Source organism: Lysinibacillus sp. DFXJR4, assembly GCF_057196045.1.
Window position 1 is genome coordinate 742,067 of record NZ_JBXUNW010000001.1, and the last position, 20,966, is coordinate 763,032.

The 20,966-nt window shown below is 36.6% G+C and carries 22 protein-coding genes, 1 pseudogene and 2 riboswitches; of the genes and pseudogenes, 20 read left to right on the forward strand and 3 right to left on the reverse strand.

The window, feature by feature from the left end; genetic code table 11:
* Nucleotides 1–40: 40 nt before the first annotated feature.
* On the forward strand, nucleotides 41–1,036 hold the full coding sequence (locus AC2CGN_RS03795) for a VanW family protein (RefSeq protein WP_484512219.1): 996 nt from the start codon (nucleotides 41–43) through the stop codon (nucleotides 1,034–1,036).
* Between the two features lie 189 nt (nucleotides 1,037–1,225).
* Nucleotides 1,226–2,050 carry a methyl-accepting chemotaxis protein gene (locus tag AC2CGN_RS03800; RefSeq protein WP_484512220.1) on the forward strand — a complete coding sequence of 275 codons (825 nt, stop codon included), beginning with the start codon at nucleotides 1,226–1,228 and terminating at the stop codon, nucleotides 2,048–2,050.
* A 46-nt stretch (nucleotides 2,051–2,096) separates the two neighbouring features.
* On the opposite strand, the gene AC2CGN_RS03805 is transcribed toward AC2CGN_RS03800, so the two are convergent.
* Nucleotides 2,097–2,714: an HAD hydrolase-like protein gene (locus AC2CGN_RS03805; RefSeq protein WP_429981096.1), complete on the reverse strand. Its 618-nt coding sequence runs from the start codon at nucleotides 2,712–2,714 to the stop codon at nucleotides 2,097–2,099.
* A gap of 350 nt (nucleotides 2,715–3,064) precedes the next feature.
* On the opposite strand from AC2CGN_RS03805, the gene AC2CGN_RS03810 reads away from it, so the two are divergent.
* The 16 genes and pseudogenes from AC2CGN_RS03810 to splB all read left to right on the forward strand — a co-directional run bounded on the left by AC2CGN_RS03810 (nucleotide 3,065) and on the right by splB (nucleotide 17,097).
* Nucleotides 3,065–3,967, forward strand: a complete 903-nt coding sequence (locus AC2CGN_RS03810; RefSeq protein ID WP_286922923.1) for an SDR family oxidoreductase — start codon at nucleotides 3,065–3,067, stop codon at nucleotides 3,965–3,967.
* Nucleotides 3,968–4,018: 51 nt separating this feature from the next.
* Nucleotides 4,019–4,897, forward strand: coding sequence for an aminoglycoside 6-adenylyltransferase (locus tag AC2CGN_RS03815; protein WP_429990593.1), 879 nt, complete (start codon nucleotides 4,019–4,021; stop codon nucleotides 4,895–4,897).
* Between the two features lie 26 nt (nucleotides 4,898–4,923).
* Nucleotides 4,924–5,049, forward strand: a riboswitch (FMN riboswitch).
* 121 nt (nucleotides 5,050–5,170) lie between these two features.
* A riboswitch (FMN riboswitch) is annotated at nucleotides 5,171–5,296 on the forward strand.
* A 234-nt stretch (nucleotides 5,297–5,530) separates the two neighbouring features.
* Nucleotides 5,531–6,169, forward strand: a complete 639-nt coding sequence (gene ribE / locus AC2CGN_RS03820; RefSeq protein WP_484512223.1) for a riboflavin synthase — start codon at nucleotides 5,531–5,533, stop codon at nucleotides 6,167–6,169.
* Between the two features lie 23 nt (nucleotides 6,170–6,192).
* A pseudogene (gene ribB, locus AC2CGN_RS03825) lies at nucleotides 6,193–6,792 on the forward strand (3,4-dihydroxy-2-butanone-4-phosphate synthase); the annotation flags it as partial.
* 35 nt (nucleotides 6,793–6,827) lie between these two features.
* Entirely contained in the window at nucleotides 6,828–7,295 is a 468-nt protein-coding gene (gene ribH / locus AC2CGN_RS03830; protein WP_054770326.1) for a 6,7-dimethyl-8-ribityllumazine synthase, read from the forward strand.
* Between the two features lie 126 nt (nucleotides 7,296–7,421).
* Complete coding sequence (locus AC2CGN_RS03835; RefSeq protein ID WP_484512225.1) at nucleotides 7,422–8,882, forward strand: spore germination protein; 1,461 nt, start codon at nucleotides 7,422–7,424, stop codon at nucleotides 8,880–8,882.
* A gap of 123 nt (nucleotides 8,883–9,005) precedes the next feature.
* Complete coding sequence (locus tag AC2CGN_RS03840) at nucleotides 9,006–10,031, forward strand: C45 family autoproteolytic acyltransferase/hydrolase (RefSeq protein ID WP_484512227.1); 1,026 nt, start codon at nucleotides 9,006–9,008, stop codon at nucleotides 10,029–10,031.
* A 297-nt stretch (nucleotides 10,032–10,328) separates the two neighbouring features.
* Nucleotides 10,329–11,636, forward strand: coding sequence for a sensor histidine kinase (locus AC2CGN_RS03845; RefSeq protein WP_484512228.1), 1,308 nt, complete (start codon nucleotides 10,329–10,331; stop codon nucleotides 11,634–11,636).
* Nucleotides 11,637–11,753: 117 nt separating this feature from the next.
* On the forward strand, nucleotides 11,754–12,302 hold the full coding sequence (locus tag AC2CGN_RS03850) for a histidine phosphatase family protein (RefSeq protein ID WP_429981103.1): 549 nt from the start codon (nucleotides 11,754–11,756) through the stop codon (nucleotides 12,300–12,302).
* Nucleotides 12,303–12,326: 24 nt separating this feature from the next.
* The gene (locus tag AC2CGN_RS03855; RefSeq protein ID WP_484512230.1) at nucleotides 12,327–13,175 is read left to right on the forward strand and encodes a GNAT family N-acetyltransferase; all 849 of its coding nucleotides are present in this window, start codon (nucleotides 12,327–12,329) and stop codon (nucleotides 13,173–13,175) included.
* 124 nt (nucleotides 13,176–13,299) lie between these two features.
* Nucleotides 13,300–13,908 carry a transglutaminase-like domain-containing protein gene (locus AC2CGN_RS03860; RefSeq protein WP_484512232.1) on the forward strand — a complete coding sequence of 203 codons (609 nt, stop codon included), beginning with the start codon at nucleotides 13,300–13,302 and terminating at the stop codon, nucleotides 13,906–13,908.
* 89 nt (nucleotides 13,909–13,997) lie between these two features.
* The gene (locus AC2CGN_RS03865) at nucleotides 13,998–14,219 is read left to right on the forward strand and encodes a DUF2829 domain-containing protein (protein ID WP_484512234.1); all 222 of its coding nucleotides are present in this window, start codon (nucleotides 13,998–14,000) and stop codon (nucleotides 14,217–14,219) included.
* Between the two features lie 54 nt (nucleotides 14,220–14,273).
* Nucleotides 14,274–15,029, forward strand: a complete 756-nt coding sequence (locus AC2CGN_RS03870; RefSeq protein ID WP_484512235.1) for a 3-oxoacyl-ACP reductase — start codon at nucleotides 14,274–14,276, stop codon at nucleotides 15,027–15,029.
* A 152-nt stretch (nucleotides 15,030–15,181) separates the two neighbouring features.
* Nucleotides 15,182–15,691: a QueT transporter family protein gene (locus AC2CGN_RS03875; protein WP_484512237.1), complete on the forward strand. Its 510-nt coding sequence runs from the start codon at nucleotides 15,182–15,184 to the stop codon at nucleotides 15,689–15,691.
* 140 nt (nucleotides 15,692–15,831) lie between these two features.
* Nucleotides 15,832–16,056, forward strand: coding sequence for a transcriptional regulator SplA domain-containing protein (locus tag AC2CGN_RS03880; RefSeq protein WP_286922935.1), 225 nt, complete (start codon nucleotides 15,832–15,834; stop codon nucleotides 16,054–16,056).
* Nucleotides 16,057–16,068: 12 nt separating this feature from the next.
* A complete protein-coding gene (gene splB / locus AC2CGN_RS03885) occupies nucleotides 16,069–17,097 on the forward strand; it encodes a spore photoproduct lyase (RefSeq protein ID WP_429984864.1) in 1,029 nt (342 codons plus the stop codon).
* Nucleotides 17,098–17,132: 35 nt separating this feature from the next.
* On the opposite strand, the gene AC2CGN_RS03890 is transcribed toward splB, so the two are convergent.
* Nucleotides 17,133–17,594, reverse strand: a complete 462-nt coding sequence (locus tag AC2CGN_RS03890; protein WP_484512240.1) for an NUDIX hydrolase — start codon at nucleotides 17,592–17,594, stop codon at nucleotides 17,133–17,135.
* 130 nt (nucleotides 17,595–17,724) lie between these two features.
* Between AC2CGN_RS03890 and AC2CGN_RS03895 the strand changes: the two genes are divergently transcribed.
* Together AC2CGN_RS03895 and AC2CGN_RS03900 are read left to right on the forward strand one after the other, a co-directional pair.
* Nucleotides 17,725–18,660 (forward strand): arginine deiminase family protein, encoded by a 936-nt coding sequence (locus tag AC2CGN_RS03895; protein ID WP_484512242.1) that lies wholly within the window; start codon nucleotides 17,725–17,727, stop codon nucleotides 18,658–18,660.
* Between the two features lie 19 nt (nucleotides 18,661–18,679).
* On the forward strand, nucleotides 18,680–19,993 hold the full coding sequence (locus AC2CGN_RS03900; RefSeq protein ID WP_484512244.1) for an amino acid permease: 1,314 nt from the start codon (nucleotides 18,680–18,682) through the stop codon (nucleotides 19,991–19,993).
* Here the strand turns inward: AC2CGN_RS03900 and AC2CGN_RS03905 are convergent.
* The gene (locus AC2CGN_RS03905; RefSeq protein WP_484512246.1) at nucleotides 19,990–20,745 is read right to left on the reverse strand and encodes a YqcI/YcgG family protein; all 756 of its coding nucleotides are present in this window, start codon (nucleotides 20,743–20,745) and stop codon (nucleotides 19,990–19,992) included. The two genes, AC2CGN_RS03900 and AC2CGN_RS03905, sit on opposite strands and share 4 nt — an antisense overlap.
* Nucleotides 20,746–20,966: the final 221 nt, after the last annotated feature.

Consider the following 20,966-nt stretch of genomic DNA (forward strand, 5'->3'; position numbering starts at 1 on the left):
GATGTTTCTGTACTAATACGTTAGAGGTAGGTGCTTGCTATTGAAAAAACAGTGGATGGTCGCACTGTTTATGTTATGCACAATTGGACTATTCGGCTGTCAAGGAAAATCGGAGAATGAGAAACAACAAGAGCAAGAAGTGCAAGATTTAGAGCAGGAACACAAGGAAAACAAACAGGCTGTTACTTATGAGCAAAAGCAACAATTGGAGACTGTTGTGAAAATTGTTGATCCCTCCACAAATGCGGTTATACAAACAATTTCTCCACATGAAATGGGCTATGAAAGCGATGTATCATCTTATACAAAGGAAATTGAACAATTGGCAAAAGAGCTGGCAAGAGGAAATGGAGATACGGTTGGCTATGATCAGCGGATGATACTTGATAGGATGGATGATAACGGAAAAATAGTAAAGGGTAGTCCTTTAATAGTTTTAAAAGAAAAAGAATTGGTAGATAGAATATTAGAGGCTTCAACATCTGGTGGTAAAGTCATGATGCCACTTTATATAACAGAAAGCGGTTATTATCTGGAAGATATTCCTTATTTGTCGGAAACCGTTGTTGCATCCTATACCACTTATTTTAATAATGCTGATGGAGGAAGAAATAAAAACATCGAATTATCTGCAAAAGCGATTCACAATGTTATTGTTGGAAGCGGGGATTATTTTTCATTTAACACCGTTGTTGGACCAAGGGATGAGGAGAATGGTTATCAGCCTGCACCAGAAATTATAAATAAGAAGCTGGTGATGGGCATTGGTGGTGGTGTTTGCCAAACCTCATCAACTTTATTTAATGCAGTAGATCAGTTACAAATAAAATTTGTGGAACGTCATCACCATTCATTAGATGTTGGCTATGTTCCAAAGGGAAGGGATGCTACGGTATCCTATGGAGGCTTAGATTTTAGGTTTCATAATACAAGTGATGTACCATTTTTAATCCAATCTATTTATGGAAAAAATTTTTTAACTGTTGAGATAAGAACAGCAGAAAAATATGTAGATTTTTTGAAACAACATAATTAATGCTAAAGACACCTCTGCTCAATGGTGTCTTTTTAAATGTGTCATGCTATAGTTAAATTGAGGTATTTCAGTATAATAATGGTTCATCCAGCGCAATAAAGGGGTAGAATATTTTATCGAAATGGCTCTTTCAATTACTTTATATGATGGATGTACCTTAATTGTGTAAATGGGGAAGGGGAAAAGACAATGCATGCAAAGCTGCAGGCAATCATAGACTCAATCGATTTTTACCAGGTAACCTATCCAGAAGATGCTTGTATAATTGTAGCAGATACAGAGAAGGTCATTGCTTATAAGCCAGGAAAACAAGTGGATTTAAAGGTTTGTGTTGGTGATTCTGTAGATAAATATCGTGGAACAACAACTGAAAAGGCACTTAGCTCAGGGAGATTTATCCGAGAAGAGCGAAGTGCTGAGGATTTTGGCATGGCCTATATTGCATCTGCACAACCTATTTTTGAAGGTGGACAAGTAATCGGTGTTATTAGTGCAATTCTTTCAAATGAAAAAATGGATCATATGCGATTACTAGCAACAGATCTGTCGAGCACAGTGGAGGAAATGACTGCGACGAATGAAGAATTAGCAAAGGCAAGTGTAGATGTTTCCGATCGATTAGAGGAACTATCTAGGTTCTCAGAGTCTATGATTGAAGATATTCAACAAATTAATACTATTGTAGATTTAGTCAAAGATTTAGCGATGAAATCGAAAATTCTTGGACTAAATGCATCCATTGAAGCAGCTCGTTCTGGTGAGCATGGACGTGGTTTTGCAGTAGTTGCCACTGAGATTCAAAAAATGTCTCAAAGCAGTACCGAAAGCGCGAATAGCATTACAAACCAATTAGAGAGTATTAAACAAGCCATCGACCAAGTAAATGAATCAGCAAACCAAATTGCCGCATTTACTCAACAGTTTTCGGCTAGCATGTATGGATTAACAGATGCCTATAAAGGTGTTAATAGCACAGCAGAAAAATTAATGCATATTAGTGAAGTGAAAAATTAAAAAGAAGGGTATAGCCAATCCATTTTATGGCCATACCCCTCTTAGATTAAATAATATCTAAAATTTCCTTTGGAGCATTTACTTTATATTCAGGCTCTTCCTGTTGAATCACCTCAATAGAATCATATCCCCAAGAAACCCAAATAATTGGTACCCCGACTTTTTTACATGCTACAATATCTCTTTGTTCATCCCCTATATATAAAACGTCTGATGCTGAGCTGCTGGAGTCCTTTAAAAATTTCTTCAACACTTTATCCTTCCCAAAAATACGATTTGAGCAAAGTACATTTGAAACACATTGAATACCATTCATTTTTAGAAATTCTAAAATATTTTCCTGGGAATTGGACGATATGATAAGGATTTTATAGCCTCTTTTATCAATTTCCATTAGTACATCCTTGATTCCTTCATAAAGATGAACCTCGTTTAAGGACTGACGATATAAACGATAAAATTGAGGTAAAATCATGGGTAATTTATACATTGGAAAATCAAATAATTTACTACGCTCCGCCATGGATAATTTTTTTAAGGATTCGATTTCCTTAAACTCTATTCCTTTAAATTTATATTTTTGTGCAAGTGTATTCCAAGCTGACGCAAATACAGCCGTTGAATCAGCCAGTGTGCCATCAAAATCAAAGATGATATATTTCATTGAAAATGTTCTCCTTTATGTTCTACTTTTATAGACGCTTCGTCCTTGAAAATGTTACGTATCAAAGAAATCCGATTTAAAGTATTATGACATGATTCTATAGCATATGAAGCAGGTGGTGGTAAATGACTCTAGGTGAGTATTTTTTTCAATATGTTAAAAACAAAATGGGTATCACCATGGTAAATATTGTATCGGAAAATGATGCCATTGAATATGAAAAGCTTTGACGAATTACAAATAGCAATGCAAGATAGTACAGTTTGTAGGTCTTTTTCTAGCGTTTGCAACATATATCTAATCATGTCGAATTATGTAGTTTGTATGTAATATTGGAAGGAGGTCACAATATGATTCCGAAGTATCCTTATATTGGATATGAAACGAAGTGTAAGCAAGTTCCCATCACATTCCCACCGCAGCATCAAGATATACAGCCAGGGCTAGAATATGTTATGCAACCAATTCCTATTTCCGACAATCCAGCATACAAAGGGAGTGGAAAATTACAGGGGAAAATCGCGATAATTACTGGGGGAGATAGTGGAATTGGTCGTGCTGTTGCTATTGGGTTTGCAAAGGAAGGTGCCCATATGGCTATTACCTATATGCCACATGAACGACCTGATGCAGAAGCAACGAAGCAAATGGTGGAGGCATATGGGCAATCCATTCTATTGATTGAAGGGGACTTACGTCATCCTGAGTTTTCTATGGAAGTAGTAAGAAAAACGATGGACTGTTTTGGTAAGCTAGATATACTGATTTTAAATCAAGGTGTCCAATTTCCGCAGCAAAGCATTTTGGATATCTCAAATGAACAATTGTATGATACGTTTGAAACCAATATTTTTCCACATTTTCATATGACAAAGGCAGGATTACCTTATATGAAGAAGGGTGGGGCAATTATTTCCACTGCTTCCGTGACAGCTTACGCTGGGGCTCCATTACTTGTCGATTATTCCTCCACGAAAGGCGCAATTGTCTCTTTCACTAGGTCTTTATCCTTGCAATTAGCGAGAAAGGGAATACGAGTGAATGCAGTTGCCCCTGGCCCAATTTGGACACCACTAATTGTCTCAAGCTATTCAGCAGAATACGTCAAAACATTTGGCTTAGAAACGCCGATGAAGCGAGCAGGTCAGCCATTTGAGCTTGCACCTACTTATATTTATTTAGCTTCTGATGATTCTTCTTTTGTTACTGGCCAGGTTTTGCACGTTAATGGTGGCATCATGACGGAAACGTAAGTATATATTTGCTATTATAAATAGTAGATATATTGCTAAGGGAGAAATGATATGGAAAATACTCGACCTATTGATAAACTATTAGATTTTGCTAAAAAGGATGAACGCATTCGAGTAGTAGGTATGGAGGGCTCAAGAACAAATCCCAATGTGCCAAGGGATGATTTTCAGGATTATGATATTTCCTTTGTTGTAACTGATATGGCAGCTTTTCTTGAAAATAATAAATGGATTGATTTCTTAGGCGAGCGAATCATAACGCAAACCCCAGAGGATATGGAATTATTTCCACCAGAACTAGGCAATTGGTTTTCCTATTTAATGTTATTTACCGATCATTCAAAAATTGATTTGACTCTAGTTCCTATTGAAGAATTGGAGCTTTATCTCGAAAGTGATGGACTTTTAGAAATCATTCTGGATAAAGACCAGCGCTGTTTAAATGTTCCTGAAGCAACAGATGTTACGTATCATATACAAAAGCCAAGTGCACGTTCATTTGACGATTGTTGCAATGAATTTTGGATGGTTTCTACTTATGTAGTAAAAGGCATTTGTCGCAATGAGCTTCTTTTTGCCAATTATCATTTTGAACATATTTTACGGGAAGAATTACTTCGAATGCTATCTTGGCGAGTTGGCTTTGAAACAGAATTTAGCTTAAGTGTTGGCAAATGTTATAAGTATATATCTCAGTATTTACATGCAGAGGAAGTTTCACAATTGATGGGGACCTTTGAGTTATCCTCTAAAAAAGCTATATGGCAAGCATTATATCAAGCCTTTGATTTATTCGCAAAGGCTTCACAGCAAGTGGCTGCAAGGCTCGAAGTAGAATATCCAGTATATGAAAAGAATATAAGAGTGTATGTGGATGAAGTTTATCAGAAATTTTTAGTAAATAATTTTGTGGATAATATTATAAAATAGTGTTATCGTAAAGAATAAGTTAAATAAAAATCCTTCGGGGTAGGGTGAAATTCCCAATCGGCGGTGATGAAGCAATTCAAAGTCCGTGAGCGAAAGCTGATTTGGTGCAAATCCAAAACCGACAGTGACAGTCTGGATGGGAGAAGGGTAAAAGTGCAATCTTTTTAAATTCGCATGAATTTATAAGGATTATTTGATTATGCTTTTATGTTAACTACTTCCCATCGTTTAGATTGGGAGGTTTTTTTATTTAGCGAAAAAATTAAATAGCTGTATGTTCTTCGGGGTAGGGTGAAATTCCCAATCGGCGGTGATGAAGCAATTCAAAGTCCGTGAGCGAAAGCTGATTTGGTGCAAATCCAAAACCGACAGTGATAGTCTGGATGGGAGAAGAACGATGAGATGACGACCTATGGGAAAATATAGAATTTCATAAGGTTTATTTGCTGACGTCTTATTTATATGAACTCCCAAACCCCTTTTAAGCGAAGGGGTTTTTTCTTTGATTGGGATAGAACGCTTAAAGTGATTGATGTATTAGAAAAGCGAAGGATTGACCTCAAAAACTGATGGATAGAATCCCAAAACCGATGGATAGAGCCTTTAACATGTAGAAAGAAAGTAGGTGGAAAAATGTTTACAGGGATTATTGAAGATATTGGCACAGTAAAAACCTTGCAAACAGATCAGCAAAGTATGAAAATAACGATCCTTTCAGCAAAAATGGTAGAGGATGTAAAGCTCGGAGACAGTATAGCGGTCAATGGTGTCTGTTTAACAGTGTCAAATTTTACTGATCAAGAGCTAACGATGGATGTCATGCCAGAAACGGTGAAGGCAACGAATTTGCAGCAGCTTGCTGTAGGAGACCCCGTTAACTTAGAGCGAGCAATGCCTGCAAATGGACGATTTGGTGGCCATTTTGTAGCAGGGCATGTGGATGGAGTAGGGAAAATAGTACGTAAACGACCATTAGCAAACGCAGTTTATATCGATATTGAGCTATCCAAGGATTTAACAAACTATTGTATCCCAAAAGGCTCCATTACGATTGATGGTACGAGCTTAACGCTTTTTCACGTTGAGCAGAAAAGTGTCACAGTATCACTGATACCACACACGTATAAAGAAACTATTTTAGGTATGAAGAAAATTGGCGCTCTAGTGAATATTGAAACGGATTTAGTTGGAAAATACATTTTGCACCAGCTAAAGCATAGTCAGGAATCACCGACTATTACGAGAGACTTTTTAGCACAAAACGGATTTTAACAAAAAGTGAGGAGGTGCCAATATTGCTGCATACAATTGAAGAAGCAATAGAGGATTTAAAACAGGGCAAGATGATTATTGTAGTAGACGATGAGGATCGAGAAAATGAAGGAGATTTATTGGCTTTAGCAGAGTATATGACACCTGATACGATAAACTTTATGGCGACATATGGAAGAGGACTTATTTGTACACCAATTACACAGCAGCTCGCACAAAAATTAGCCTTACAGCCGATGGTAAGTAATAATACAGACAATCATCAGACAGCATTTACCGTTAGTATCGACTATATGGATACAACGACAGGAATTAGCGCCTTTGAACGTGCAATGACAATTAAAAAAATGATTGAACCACAAGCGAAGGCAAACGATTTTCGTAGACCAGGACATGTATTTCCGCTAATCGCAAAGGATAATGGTGTGTTAGAGCGTAGGGGTCACACTGAAGCAACCATTGATTTAGCTAAGCTTTGCCACAGTATCCCCGCAGGCATTATTTGTGAAATTATGGGGGATGATGGAAAAATGCTACGCTTCAATGAACTAGTCAACTATGCAGCGCATCATCAGCTAAAAATAATTTCAATTGAAGAATTGGCGTTATATCGCCAGCAAAATCTCAAAATAACAATTTAAAAAAGGAGAATTTAGAAATGGGTAAAACATTTGAAGCACAATTAATTGGTACAGACTTAAAAATTGCTATCGTAGTAGGTCGATTCAATGAATTTATAACAAGTAAGTTATTAGACGGAGCCCTCGATGGTTTAAAGCGTCACGGTGTAGATGAGGACTTTATTGATGTAGCATGGGTTCCTGGTGCATTTGAGGTTCCGTTTATTGCAAAACAGCTTGCAGAAACAAAGAAATACGATGCTATCATTGGTTTAGGAACAGTGATCCGTGGCTCAACAACACATTATGACTATGTATGCAATGAATCGGCAAAAGGGATCGCCAACGTATCATTAACAACAGATGTACCTGTCATTTTTGGCATTGTGACAACTGAAAATATTGAGCAAGCTATTGAGCGTGCGGGTACAAAATCAGGTAATAAAGGCTATGATTCCGCAATGTCTGCTATCGAAATGGCGAATTTAAAGAGAATGATTGGCTAAAGCAAAGTTTGAATTTATCTAAAGTATCTTATCTGTAAAACCTGAATATTTTAAACAAGCATGGGGAAAATATTGTGTAAGTATATGGATGCATGTACGAATCTGGAGCTGACTCAGTAGGAGATGATGAGTATTCAAATGGAACAAATCATAAATTTGCAAACTTTGAAGGCACTATTTCAACGCTCTGCTGATGTGATTTTTCAAAGGTATATAATGCAGCAACATACAGTACATGTTATTCACTGTGATGCAATAATCAATGAACAATTACTACAAACTGTTATTGTTCGAGGGCTCCAATTGATGTTTGAAAATACTTCAGATAAATTATTAGAGGAAGATATTTTAAATTATCTACACGTTCCGCATTTAAAAAAAATCTCAGAAAAAGAGGAAGCCATTACAAAACTCTATAAAGGACATGTGCTGCTGTATTTTGAAGACGAACAATTATTATTTACAAGTTATATTCCTAAAAAGCCAAATCGAGAGCCTAGAGAAACAGCCCTTGAATTGGTTATAAAGGGTCCGAGAGACGATTTTATTGAGGATATCGATATTAATCTTGCTTTATTACGAAAACGGTTACCTACAAATTCATTAGGTGTTGAAAAGTATGAAATCGGTCAACGTTCTAAAACATCCGTTGCGATCCTTTATATGGAGGATATTGTTAATAAAAAAATACTAGAAGAAATCAAAGTAAGTCTTCAAAAAGTAGATACGGATATTGTGTTTAGTGGAGATATATTAATGGAACGAATTGAACAAAGTGCAAAAATTCTCCCTAGACATGATTATACAGGGCGTCCAGATTTTGCTGTACAGGCCTTAATCAATGGTCGAGTTGTGATCATGGTGGATGGTGTCACTTATGCTATTATAACACCAGCTAACGTGCTGCTACTATTTAAATCAGGTGAGGATTATTATTATCCGATAATTGTAAGTTCTATGGAAAGATTGCTCCGTATTGTGGGTATATTAATTAGCGTTCTTTTACCAGGCTTTTGGCTAGCACTTACGACTTATCATCAAAATCAATTACCTTTGATTCTTTTAGCAACAGTTGTACAATCAAGGACAGGGCTTCCATTTCCTACGATTCTAGAAATACTACTAATGGTATTTATGTTTGAAATGTTCCGTGAGGCCAATATGCGTCTTCCTAGTATCGTTAGTGGATCCATGAGTGTCATTGGAGGTCTAATCATTGGAGATGCAGCGATCAAAGCTGGTATTACAAGTCCTCCAATGATAGTTGTGATTGCTATTTCGAGTATCGCAGCCTATACACTTATCAATCAATCCTTTGTCACGGCAATGAGTATATTTCGCATTATCATTATAGTAGCATCTGCATTTTTCGGCTTATATGGCTTCTTTATAGCAATTTTTTTCATTCTTCTATTTGCGGCAAATTTGCGAGTTTTTGGAATTCCATACTTAAATGTAGGAGCAGATTTAAACTGGCAAGATATGAAAAAATCTTTAGTGAGATTATCTCCTAAAGGCTATGGTAAACGTCCAGCATTTTTAAATGTGCAGGATAAAACTAGAACATCTAGTAAAAGAAAAAAATAGGACTAGGTATAGCTGACTGTACCTAGTCCTTTTCTTTGTTTCCATATAACATTTTCTTGACCTTCTATTTACTTGAAGCTTTATACTATTGAAAAATGAATTGATAAGGGAGAGAAAATGAACATGTCAGGTTATGAAGAGCTAGTCGTCAAAATTGAAGATGTGAAAGGTAGCTACTACCAAATGGGTTTACAGCAAGGCAAAGGGCTATTCTCTTTATTGCAAATGCAAAAAGATGCTTTATTGCACTTAACTAGGTCTACTAATACTCAAATAGCGAAACAACTTTTACAGAAACATTGTCCACAGCTTATCAATGAAATGGAGGGCTTGAGTGCTGGTACAGCTCTATCGTTGGACACTGTGCTTAGATTGTACAGTGGCTATACTATTACTTTTCCAGAAATGGGCTGTACAGCATTTATGCATGATGGGATGTATGTCCGTAATTATGATTTCAGTCCAGCTTTGTACGATGCTAGGCTTGTTTTCTCTAATCCAGAGAATGGTTATGCAAGTATCGGGTTCAGTCAGCAAATTATTGGTAGACTGGATGGGATGAATGAATACGGGTTAGTAGTTGGGCTGCATTTTGTTAATCATGAGCACTCCGAAAAAGGCTTTATTGCCTCTACAATTATTCGTATACTATTAGAGCAATGTAAAACAATCGAAGAGGCATGTATGTTAATAAAGGAAATTCCACATGGTTACTGCTATAATTATTCTATGACAGATTGTAGTGGGAGAGCCATTGTAGTCGAAGCCTCTCCACAGAAGCAAGTGATCAAGAGGGAAAATTCTTTCATTTGTACAAATCATTTTGAGTCTATACATTTAATAGAAAAAAATAAGAAAATGATAGAAGGTTCTATTCATAGAAAACAATTTTTAACGAAACTACTGAAGGAAGAACTCACGACAACAGCCCTCTATCAACATTTTAACGCTGAAAATTCACCATTATTTTATCATAATTATCAGGAATACTTTGGCACATTACATACGATTATTTATCAACCGAAAACATTAGAGATTCTTGTTGGAATCGGTGGGAATGCGCAGCCAACAGCATTTTCATTTAAAGAATACTTGGAGGGGGCACTAATGCTTCCAAAAGTGATAAAGGGCATCATCTATATAAATTAAAGAAGTTAGCTGTGCATAAAAATCATACATGTTTTCGAAAAAGGAGGTAGCTTGTGTGCTACTCTCTTTTTTACTTTGCTCTGTACTAAAAAAAAATTGCTTTTATGATTTTGTTAAAGTAGGATAAACAAGACTATATACTCTAAAGGAAGAACAACAAACAATGAGAAGAAGTTTATTATAGTATAATGATTACGACTATATACATATTCTGTTGACATTAGCCGCTATCAAAAAACTTGCTCCAGCTACATCATGTCATTATTCATTTCTAGAGATGAGGAAGTACCACTTAGTATGAAAAACCGAAAATTAAAACTAATCCTAATCCTATCAACTATTTTATTACTACTGTTTACAAGTTTAAATATCTTTACATCTTATATTAAGATGAAAAAAACGGTGGAAGAATCTATTGCGAACCAAAGCCTTGAAGCTGCTATTTCGATTGCATCCTCTATTGACGTGGATGCGTACCAACAATTTATAAATAATCCAGAAAAGAACGATTATTATTGGGAATTACGAAGCTATTTAAATGATGCGAGAATTAAACTTGGAGCATTATTTGTTTATACCTTAAAGGTAGATAATCCTAAGGTCTCACATGCCATGATCATGGGGATGCCTAGCGAAATAACAGAAGGCTTTGATATTGGGGAAGTCTGTACGGTTCCTGAACGGCAAGTACAACGGGCTTATAAGGGAGAAACATTTGTAACAGAGGTAATACCAGATTCTGTACATGGTTCTTACCTTTCAGTTGGGGCACCAATTAGAGATAAAACTGGTACTATCATCGCCTATCTTGGCATTGATATAAGTGCAGATACACTGAATGGTATTAAAGGAAAAGTAATTGAGGACAATCTCTTTATCTTTATTTTTAATGGCGTATTAATTTTAATCGTCATTGGTTCATTTTTATTTTTACAAAGATGGTATCAAAAAGAGGTTGCCAAAGAGGTTGGAGCTACTGAGGATACCTATCAAGCTGAAATAAAGACCTTAATTACTTCTGTTTCTTCTCTAAGACACGATTTTACCAATCATATACAAGTATTGCATGGACTGCTTCAGCTAGATAAACCTGAACAGGCTAAACAATATTTATCCTCATTGTCGAAAGAGGTGCAGGCGATTAAGTCACTGAAGTTAAATATTAATCATCCTGGCTTATCAATTTTATTGCAAACGAAAAAATTAACAGCGCAAAATCATAATATTGATATGGATTTCACCATCTCACAGAATGACTTTCATAAAATAAAGACCACGGATTTAATTAAAATTTTATCAAACTTAATTGATAATGCCATTGATGCGGCAACCGAATTACCAGAGGGGCAACGGAGAATAACCATTTGTTGTAATGCAGATGATTTGTATTATGAATTTAAAGTTACCAATACCGGGCCAAATATTTTAGATGCTTGTCAAATATTTAAGCAAGGATTTTCCACTAAAAAACTAGAAAATGGGAAAATAAGAGGGCAGGGCTTATTTATTGTTAATGAAATTGTCCATAAATATAACGGGCAAATTTCGATTGATTCATCCAAACATTTAGAGACAACAGCCATTGTAAATATTCCAATAAAATGAACACCTAAGCTTCCTATATAAATTGTAGGAAGCTTTTTTGGCTATGTAGTAATCGTTTCTGACAGCTGATTCATATATTACTATGAAGCTAAATGGTATTATTAGGAGGAAAGAAAATTGAATATATCAGATCTTGATTTATGGAGAAAGGGTGGATTCATTTTATATGCACGGCATGGAGAAGCAACGGTCGGTATAGATCAGCAAAATCTATGTTTTCAAGATTGTATGAGTCAGAGAAATTTATCTGAGGAAGGACGGAGGGAGGCAATATATTTTGGACAACTACTGAGGCATTGGCAAATCCCAGTTGCACCACCGATTATCGCAAGTCCTTTTTGCCGTACAATTGAGACGGCACAGCTTGCATTTCCAACAACATATATACAAATTGACCCTTTTTGGTTTAATATCAATTCTTTAGGTGGAAAAATTCCTCTAAATGAACAGACGAGAATACTGTCAAACTTACAGGCTGTATTGGAAAAGAAGCCTCCATTTCGAATGAATCAAGTGATTATTGCCCATAGCTTTCCAGAAGGTATAGGGTTAGGTCATATTTCAAATATGGGGATGGTTGTTGTGAAGCCACTTGGTGTTGGAAATGGCTATGAAATTGTCAAAAAACTGACTTTGAAGAATTTAGCTCAACTTAATTACCAGTAATTTTACTTTGAAATGAGGGACAATATGAATATTAAAACACTTTCACAATGTACATTAGAACAAGGACTTCGCGCTTGGAATAAAGGCTTTGAAGGGTATTTTGTCGAGATTGATATGAGCGAAGAGATGTTTTTAACTCGACTTGTGGGAGAAGGACTATCGTCAAAGCTGTCGATTGTTGCCTTTGCAAATGATGAACCAGTTGGCATTGTGATGAATGGTTTTAGACAAATTGATGGCAAGAAAACTTCTTGGAATGGAGGAACAGGCGTTTCTCCGAATTATCGTGGAAAGGGTGTCTCTCGAGCTTTAATGGAAGAAACTATAGCCATCTATGAAAGAGAGCAAGTTGAAATAGCAACCCTTGAGGCTATTAAAGAGAATGAAGTAGCCATTGCTCTATATAAGAAATTTGGTTATGTCATTACAAATAACCTTCTCTTTTTAAGAGGAGATTTTGAGGCGAAAATTGACAAGCAAAGGTCATTTCAGGCCAACACGATAAGACCAGAACAGCTTGCGCATTTACCCGTTTATCGGGAAGATGTTCCATGGCAATGTAGCTGGCAAAGCAATAAACAAGGGGAAGCGAAAGTTTTTTATAATGACGACCAGGAAGCTATCGGTTATCTATTATATAGAACGGTATGGAATCAGGAGGGAGCAATTGACACAATTATTCTATATCAGTTAGAGCTATTAGAAAATGGTAAGGTGGAGGATATACCGTACTTCCTATCGACCATAACGGATGAAAAGGTAAAAATCACAGCTGTGAATTTTTTAACAAGCAACCCAGCAACAGATTTTTTCATTAAAAATGGACTTGAAGTGACAACAGAGCAGGTACAGATGAAGAAGTATTGGAGTTAAGAATGCATTGCATAAAAACGTCTTAATTTAAAGGCGTTTTTTTGTTTTGAACAGCATATATATTAATGTATTTGTATTAATATTCAATTTTAGTTATAATTATGCTAAAAGGAGGATAATATTTATGAGGCTAATTCCTGAAGCTACGGATTTTAACGAATATTTGCAAGAACTGGATGTTGTGGATTATCATCATCCATTTATTTATCAAAAAATTGGTGAGATTTTTGAGAACCAATCTTCAGAAATAGAAAAGGTGAAGGCTGCTTTTCTATTTGTTAGAGATAAAATATCTCACTCGTGGGACATTCAAAGTACAAATATTACTTGTAAAGCTTCAGAAGTTCTAACATATGGTGAGGGAATCTGTTACGCAAAGGCTAATTTATTAGCTGGGCTATTAAGGGGGGCAGGAATTCCAACTGGTTTTTGTTATCAGCGGTTAATGCTCTTTCATACCCCAGAGGAAGGTTATTGTCTCCATGCCTTAAATGGGGTTTATCTCAGGTCTTTAAATCGTTGGATTCGTTTAGATGCTCGTGGCAATAAACCGGGTGTTCAGGCTGAATTCTCTGTAAATGAGGAAATACTCGCCTTTTCAATAAACGAGAAGCTAGGAGAAAAAGATTATCCTATTATCTACACAGCACCCAATAAAAACACAATGGCTACTTTAAATGCACATACAAATGCATTAGATATGTATATGCATCAATTACCTGATGCCTTATAAAAATATTTAGCAGCATGTTATTCTGTTGTCAAGATTTGAGAATTCCAGTATACTAGTTCGATAAAGAATGTTGAAAAAGGATGAATGGCATGACGTTTGAAGAAATATTACCACACTTAAAAGCAGGAGAAAAAGTAATCCGTAAGGGCTGGGGCGGTGCAGAATTGTATGTAAAGCTAGTTGGCAAAGAAGAGCATGAAGGCGAAACTTTAAATCCTTATTTTTTAATTAATGTACGGGGTGAAGGCTATACAATGTTTACACCGACAGTTTGTGATTTATTAGCTGAAGATTGGATCATTGTTGATTAAATAAAGGAGACCATCTCAATAGAGGTGGCTTCTTTTGTTTTGAGGAGAGATGGTATGAAATTTGAAGAGTATCAGGGAAAGACAGTTTTTATTACGGGTGCTGCTTCAGGAATTGGTCAGGCACAGGCCATTGCTTTTTTAGAAAATGGCGCAAATGTATTTGGGTTTGACTTGGACGAGGCTGGTTTAATCTATTTACAACAGCAATTTCCTGGGCAATTTTCTTATTGTTTAGGCAGTGTAAGTAATAAAAAGGATGTTGAACAGTCGTTTTTTAATGCAATATCACTATTTAAGCAAATCGATATTTTATGTAATACGGCAGGTATTTTGGATGGCTTTGCCAAAACACTGGATACAGATGAAGCGCTTTGGGATGCTGTTATGGAAACCAATTTAAAGGGAACTTATTTCGTGACGAATACAATTCTTCCCCAAATGGTAGAAAGAAAGTCTGGTGTTATTATTAATATGGCATCGATTGCTGGACTAGTTGCAGGTGGTGGAGGTGCAGCTTATACAGCTTCTAAGCATGCCATTGTTGGCTATACGAAGCAGTTAGACTTAGATTATTGTCGTGAAGGCATTCGTGCTAATGCTATAGCACCGGGTGCCATCCAAACACCCATGACTAAGGCAGATTTTGAAGGGGAAGGGGAAATGGCCAAATGGGTAGCCGATGAAACGCCTGCTGGTCGCTGGGCACAGCCGCACGAAGTAGCGAATTTAACACTCTTCTTGGCAAGTTCTGCAGCTGATTATATTCATGGAACTGTTATGCCAATTGATGGTGGCTGGCTGACAAAATAGCATTGTTCAATAAGATATTCTTCTGCTATAATACGCAGGTAAGCAAAAAATGGCTTACACTGCGGCACTTCAGATAGGGCGAAAAGCTCTCTTCCTTTGGTCGTAGTTATTACTAAAATAGCGAATATGCTATTTTACAAAGGAGAATAAAATTGAATACATCTATTGTAAAAGAGTCTAGCCGTATTTCTGTAAGTGAACTTACAAAGACGGCCCTTGTTGCAGCTTTATATGTTGCTGTAACTGTTATATTGTCAGTCATTAGCTTTGGCGCTGTCCAGCTACGATTGTCAGAGATGTTTAATTATCTGGCATTGTATAATAAGCGCTATGTTGCAGCGGTGACGATAGGCGTAATACTCGCTAATTTCATGTCACCAACATGGATATTAGATGTGCCGATTGGTGGGATTGCGACTTTTCTAGTGTTAATACTTTGTAGAAGCATCACAAAACATATGAAAAATGACATTGTAAAAATGGTAGTAACCGCATTGATTTTTGCTATATCAATGTTTACGGTTGCTGGGCAATTAACTATCCTTTATGATCTTCCTTTTTGGGCTACATGGTTTACAGTGGGCGTAGGGGAATTAATGTCCATGACTGTAGGTGGTCTAACTATTTATTTATTAAATAAAAAAATTGATTTATCGAAATAAATTTTAAAAAGCGGGCTACAATAGAGGCCCGTTTTTTCGCGTTTTTCAGAAGCTAAAATTTTGAAAAGAATTTTTTTTAGATAAACATAATTTTCATATATTTTCACCAAACTAATGGAAAGATGGAGGCAGGTGAAGAAATGCAGCAACAATACAATGTCGGTGATATCGTTTACATTTTTTATCGTAATCCTCATATTCAGGATGTAGCGAATATACAGGAAGCCGCGGTGGTTTATCATCCAGAACAACCAGAGCAGCTAGCTCTTTTTTTATTTGAAACATATTACCCAATAACAAATGACCTATTGATTTTTTCAAGTGAGATGGCGGCTGAGCAAGCCTATCATCAGTATTTTCATTGAGGGGGGACCACCATGATTAAGCCATTTATCCCTCAGCTTGTTTATTTTGAGCCAGATGCACTCCAGTATCCACTGGGGCAGGAGCTAAAAGAAAAGTTTGAGCAGATGGGTATCGAAATTCGTTATACAACCTCACACAATCAAGTGAGAAATCTTCCAGGTGACAACGACTTTCAAAAGTATCGAGTAGCGAAATCTACATTAGTTGTAGGGATTCGGAAAACGTTAAAATTTGATACATCAAAGCCCTCAGCAGAATATGCGATTCCATTAGCAACAGGCTGTATGGGTCATTGTCATTATTGCTATTTACAAACAACTATGGGTAGTAAGCCTTATATTCGTACCTATGTGAATGTCGATGAAATTTTGGAACAGGCTGATCATTATATGGCAGAACGAGCCCCTGACATCACAAGATTTGAGGCATCCTGCACATCCGATATTGTAGGAATTGATCATCTTACCCATTCATTGAAGCGAGCCATTGAGCATTTTGGTCAAAGTGAGTTAGGTCAATTACGATTTGTGACGAAATTCCATTACGTGGATCATCTATTGGACGCTAAGCATAATGGTAAAACAAGGTTCCGGTTTAGCGTAAATGCCGATTATGTCATTAAGCATTTTGAGCCAGGCACGTCTTCATTAGTGAAGCGGATTGAGGCAGCTGGTAAAGTGGCAAGGGCCGGATACCCGCTTGGCTTTATCGTTGCTCCCATTTATCTTCATGATGGATGGCAGGAGGGTTACTACCATATGTTTGAGCGATTGGATGCAGAATTGCCAAAAGATCTACGAGAGGATATAACGTTTGAGTTTATTCAGCATCGCTTTACAAAGCCAGCCAAACGCGTGATTGAAAAAAATTATCCCATGACGAAGCTAGAGTTAGACGAAACGGTAAGAAGGTATAAATGGGGTAAGTACGGTATAGGCAAATACATTTATCAAAAAGAAGAAGAGGAAGATATTAAGGAACATTTGTATGGTTATATGCAAAAATTTTTTCCTCAAGCGAAATTAGAGTATTTTACGTAGCATTAGAGTAGAGAGAGAACTTGGTAGTTTTCTCTCTAAAGTATTTGCGATAAATACCTCTCAATAAACTTCCGATTTGAAGATGTTAAGCCATCTGGTAAATCTATGAATGAGAAGTATTGCATTGTCTCTGATTCATGATAATTAATCATTAAATCGCCTTTTACATTTCTTGTATAGTAGACGGCTGTAACGGCGTAAAATTCATCCCCATTAGACATTTTAACATAATAATCTTGCCCAGAAAAAATACCTAGGAACTGTAGATTTGTAATAGTCAACCCTGTTTCTTCAAACACTTCTCTTTTGGCGGTATCTTCTAAGCTCTCTCCTAATTCCATTAAACCACCTGGAAGTCCCCACCCGCCTTCGTATCTTTTTTGCAATAATACTTCATTTGCGTTATTTAGAATGATGACAGCTGAACCAGGTAAAATAATAGGCTGATGTCCTACATATTGTCTTAAAAATTGATAGTATTCCACGGTAACACTCATTTCTATAATTATTTTTATCTTTGTATTAATTATCTAAATAATCTAGAAATCCTTCTTTTCGTTGTATTTGTATAATCTGAATCACGATGGTAACGCTAACAGAGATCGTTATGAAGAAGGGGAGAATAGGATGGACTCATTTCAGGTGAATTGTTGGTCGGAGCATGAGGAACTGAAGGTTGTTATGCTTTGTGAACCTTCTATTTTTGATGTAACAGATTTAAAAATAGCGGAGAACATAGGCTGGAGTGCAACTGTTAGCCATAAAAAAGCAATGGAGAATTATATGGAGCTGAAGGCAGCATTTGAACATGTAGGTGTAAAGGTTATAGATTATGCCAAAGAACTTGCCAATGAACAACAATTGTTAAGTGAGCAGCTTATTAATCGTTATTTTGTGCGTGATCTGGCCTGTGTTATTGGTAATAAAATGTTACTGGGAAATGCAGGTAGCTCGTTAAGACGTCCAGAGTATCCACTTGCTCATTCACTTTTAGCAAAGTGGTTTCCAGAACAATTTATGAGTAAGCTGCAACCTGCCCAATCCCTGGAATGTGGAGACGTGATGCTATTAAATAAGGATGCCGTGCTCATTAATCTTGGTATGAGAACAACATTAGAGGCTATCGAAAGCATGAAATCTTATATTTTTCAACAAGGATTTTCTGAAATTGCTGTAATTGATCTGCCAAAAGGAAATGATACGCTTCATTTAGATATGAATTGCAATGTCGCGAACGTTAATTTAGTGATTGCTAAAAGCTTTGTGCGTTATTTTTCTGTACAGGTGTTCACAGCCCAAAGCAGTCATTTTGACATGGTAGAACAATTTTTACAACGACATGGATTCGAAGTATATTGGCTTGAAAAATATAAGACTATTCCAGACATTAACTTTGTGAATATTGATCCAGAAACATTATTAATTAGTAAGCAAGCAACGAAACAGCAATTGCTGAAGCATCCATTACTACAAAAAAAGAAGTTGCTTGAAGTCGAAGTTACGGAACTTGAAAAGGGCGGTGGAGGCATTCGTTGCATGACATTGCCATTAGTTAGAAAGTAAGCACAAAGGGTTGATTAAAATGACAGCTAAAACAAGTAAAGGGAGATTGTCTTGGTGGCAGCTTTCTCTTCTCGGTATAGGTTGTACACTAGGAACAGGTTTTTTTCTTGGGACCAGTATGGCCATTCATAAAAGTGGACCTGCTGTGTTAATTCCTTTTTTAGTAGCAGCAGTTTGTACTTACATTGTGTATGATGGACTTGTCAAAATGTCTGTGGCGAACCCTGATAAAGGCTCATTTCGTACCTATGCTAAGCAAGCATTTGGTAGATGGGCAGGATTTAGTAATGGCTGGGTTTATTTGATATCTGAGATTCTTATAATGGGGAGCCAATTGATGGCACTGGGTATTTTTACGAAGTTTTGGTTCCCTGCTCTGCCATTATGGGTGGCTGCGTCTCTTTATGCAGCATTAGGGTTAGTCGTTATCCTCACTGGTATGAAGGGTTTTGAAAACTTTCAAAATATCTTTGGGGCATTAAAGGCCGCAGCAATTATGATGTTTATTATCGTAGCTGTGATGATCATCCTAAAAGGTACACAATCAGCAACATTTGATTCTTTACAATCGAATTATGAAGAGTTTTTCTCCCAAGGTATAAAAGGAATTTGGCTTGGACTACTGTATGCCTTTTACGCTTATGGAGGCATTGAAGTAATGGGGTTAATGGTCATTGATTTAAAAAATCCTAAAGAGGCACCAAAAGCGGGTAGAATTATGCTCATTGTCATTACAATCATTTTTATAATGGCCATCGCCCTTGCATTAGCCCTAGTCTCCTGGAAAGATTTCAATGTGGAGGAAAGCCCCTTTATTACAGTGCTTCATGACTATCATATCCCCTATGTGGCAGATATTTTTAATGGCGTTTTAATGATTGCAGGTTTTTCAACAATGGTAGCTTCACTCTATGCTGTTATTACAATTCTCATTACACTTGCCGAAGATCATGATGCCCCTAAAATATTAGCAAAGGAAGGAAAAATGAAAGTACCTTTTCCTGCATTTTTATTTTTAGCGGGTGGATTAGTGATAACAATTGTGATTGGTTTTCTTATGCCAGAAAAGATTTTTGAATATTTGGTTACAGCAGCGGGTTTAATGTTGATCTATAACTGGCTCTTTATTTTAGTGACGTATATGAAGCTCATGAAGTTATCCAAATGGGAGCATGTGAAAAATGCTTTAGGGATGCTGTTCATTGTTGTAACGGTATCTGGCACATTGGGGGAAAAAACAAGCAGACTCGGTTTTTTCGTGAGCCTGCTCTTTATCATCCTAATAGGTGTTGCGACCTGGATTGTTGTGAAAAGGCAAAGAAAAGAAGTTTAATGTACATTATTCTGTGACATTCGTGAAAAAGGACATTTAGATGGACTTCGATTGTCATCACTTAAAAAATATTGCTTCCATTCATAACTATCCTCTTGTCCGTACCATTTTAAGTCAGGATGCCCTGGAACCGCATCATAATCAGCAATACGTTGGCGAATTAGTTTTTTTAATTTTTGACCAAATACAGTAGTATCATTAATTTCCTCGAATATCCAGCGAGGTTGAATCGCCATTAACAACGTAGAAAAATGACGGCTCCTACGCAATTTGTGGGCTGGTGTTGCACACGAGATGAAATACGGGTCACCGTTAAAACAAAATTCCCATTCAGTGTGAGTTGGATCAGTTGGAATTTCTTTTGGCCAATCGATATCATCGATTTCAGTTAGATTGTTTAAAATGGTCCAAAATAAATGTTGATAATCCGATACTTTAAAACTATTAAGCATATCGTTTGGGGTTTGAAAGAAAACAGCGAGGGTTGTATATTTTCCATATGTTTGTGAGGATTTCGCGTAATCCTTTAAGCATTGAGCTAACGTCCTGATAGATTGTTCCTCCCGTGGATCCCCAACAAAACTATAGCGTAGATGGTTCGATAAAAAACCCATCCTTGCTGGTACACATGGAAAGGTATTCGCTTCATCAGCAATCGTGGCTGCAAAATCCCTATAGGCTGATTGTTGCCAAAATGGAAGTGTCTCAAGATGTTCCTCCATCCACTTCCTGTCAAATACTACTACTTCCACTTGAGTCTCCTCCTTCTATACACCTTTATACTATTAAAGAAAAAGCGAATGGGTTACGAAATCATGATGAATATATTGGTATTCTTTAAGCCATTTTTTTATACACACTATTCGTTTTCTACGTTATGAAGGGGGGAAAAAACACATGCTGCTAGATAAACAGGGGAAACCCTGCTCTTCATATTGAAACTTATCTTTCTTATACGCCTATCAATATTTTT

Bases quoted from the DNA above. Each gene is read 5' to 3' on its own strand.
- AC2CGN_RS03800 (WP_484512220.1), top strand. From the start codon at position 1,226: ATGCATGCAAAGCTGCAGGCAATCATAGACTCAATCGATTTTTACCAG.
- AC2CGN_RS03805 (WP_429981096.1), bottom strand. From the start codon at position 2,714: ATGAAATATATCATCTTTGATTTTGATGGCACACTGGCTGATTCAACG.
- AC2CGN_RS03810 (WP_286922923.1), top strand. From the start codon at position 3,065: ATGATTCCGAAGTATCCTTATATTGGATATGAAACGAAGTGTAAGCAA.
- AC2CGN_RS03815 (WP_429990593.1), top strand. From the start codon at position 4,019: ATGGAAAATACTCGACCTATTGATAAACTATTAGATTTTGCTAAAAAG.
- ribE (WP_484512223.1), top strand. From the start codon at position 5,531: ATGTTTACAGGGATTATTGAAGATATTGGCACAGTAAAAACCTTGCAA.
- ribH (WP_054770326.1), top strand. From the start codon at position 6,828: ATGGGTAAAACATTTGAAGCACAATTAATTGGTACAGACTTAAAAATT.
- AC2CGN_RS03835 (WP_484512225.1), top strand. From the start codon at position 7,422: ATGAGTATTCAAATGGAACAAATCATAAATTTGCAAACTTTGAAGGCA.
- AC2CGN_RS03840 (WP_484512227.1), top strand. From the start codon at position 9,006: ATGTCAGGTTATGAAGAGCTAGTCGTCAAAATTGAAGATGTGAAAGGT.
- AC2CGN_RS03845 (WP_484512228.1), top strand. From the start codon at position 10,329: ATGAAAAACCGAAAATTAAAACTAATCCTAATCCTATCAACTATTTTA.
- AC2CGN_RS03855 (WP_484512230.1), top strand. From the start codon at position 12,327: ATGAATATTAAAACACTTTCACAATGTACATTAGAACAAGGACTTCGC.
- AC2CGN_RS03860 (WP_484512232.1), top strand. From the start codon at position 13,300: ATGAGGCTAATTCCTGAAGCTACGGATTTTAACGAATATTTGCAAGAA.
- AC2CGN_RS03865 (WP_484512234.1), top strand. From the start codon at position 13,998: ATGACGTTTGAAGAAATATTACCACACTTAAAAGCAGGAGAAAAAGTA.
- AC2CGN_RS03870 (WP_484512235.1), top strand. From the start codon at position 14,274: ATGAAATTTGAAGAGTATCAGGGAAAGACAGTTTTTATTACGGGTGCT.
- AC2CGN_RS03880 (WP_286922935.1), top strand. From the start codon at position 15,832: ATGCAGCAACAATACAATGTCGGTGATATCGTTTACATTTTTTATCGT.
- splB (WP_429984864.1), top strand. From the start codon at position 16,069: ATGATTAAGCCATTTATCCCTCAGCTTGTTTATTTTGAGCCAGATGCA.
- AC2CGN_RS03890 (WP_484512240.1), bottom strand. From the start codon at position 17,594: ATGAGTGTTACCGTGGAATACTATCAATTTTTAAGACAATATGTAGGA.
- AC2CGN_RS03895 (WP_484512242.1), top strand. From the start codon at position 17,725: ATGGACTCATTTCAGGTGAATTGTTGGTCGGAGCATGAGGAACTGAAG.
- AC2CGN_RS03900 (WP_484512244.1), top strand. From the start codon at position 18,680: ATGACAGCTAAAACAAGTAAAGGGAGATTGTCTTGGTGGCAGCTTTCT.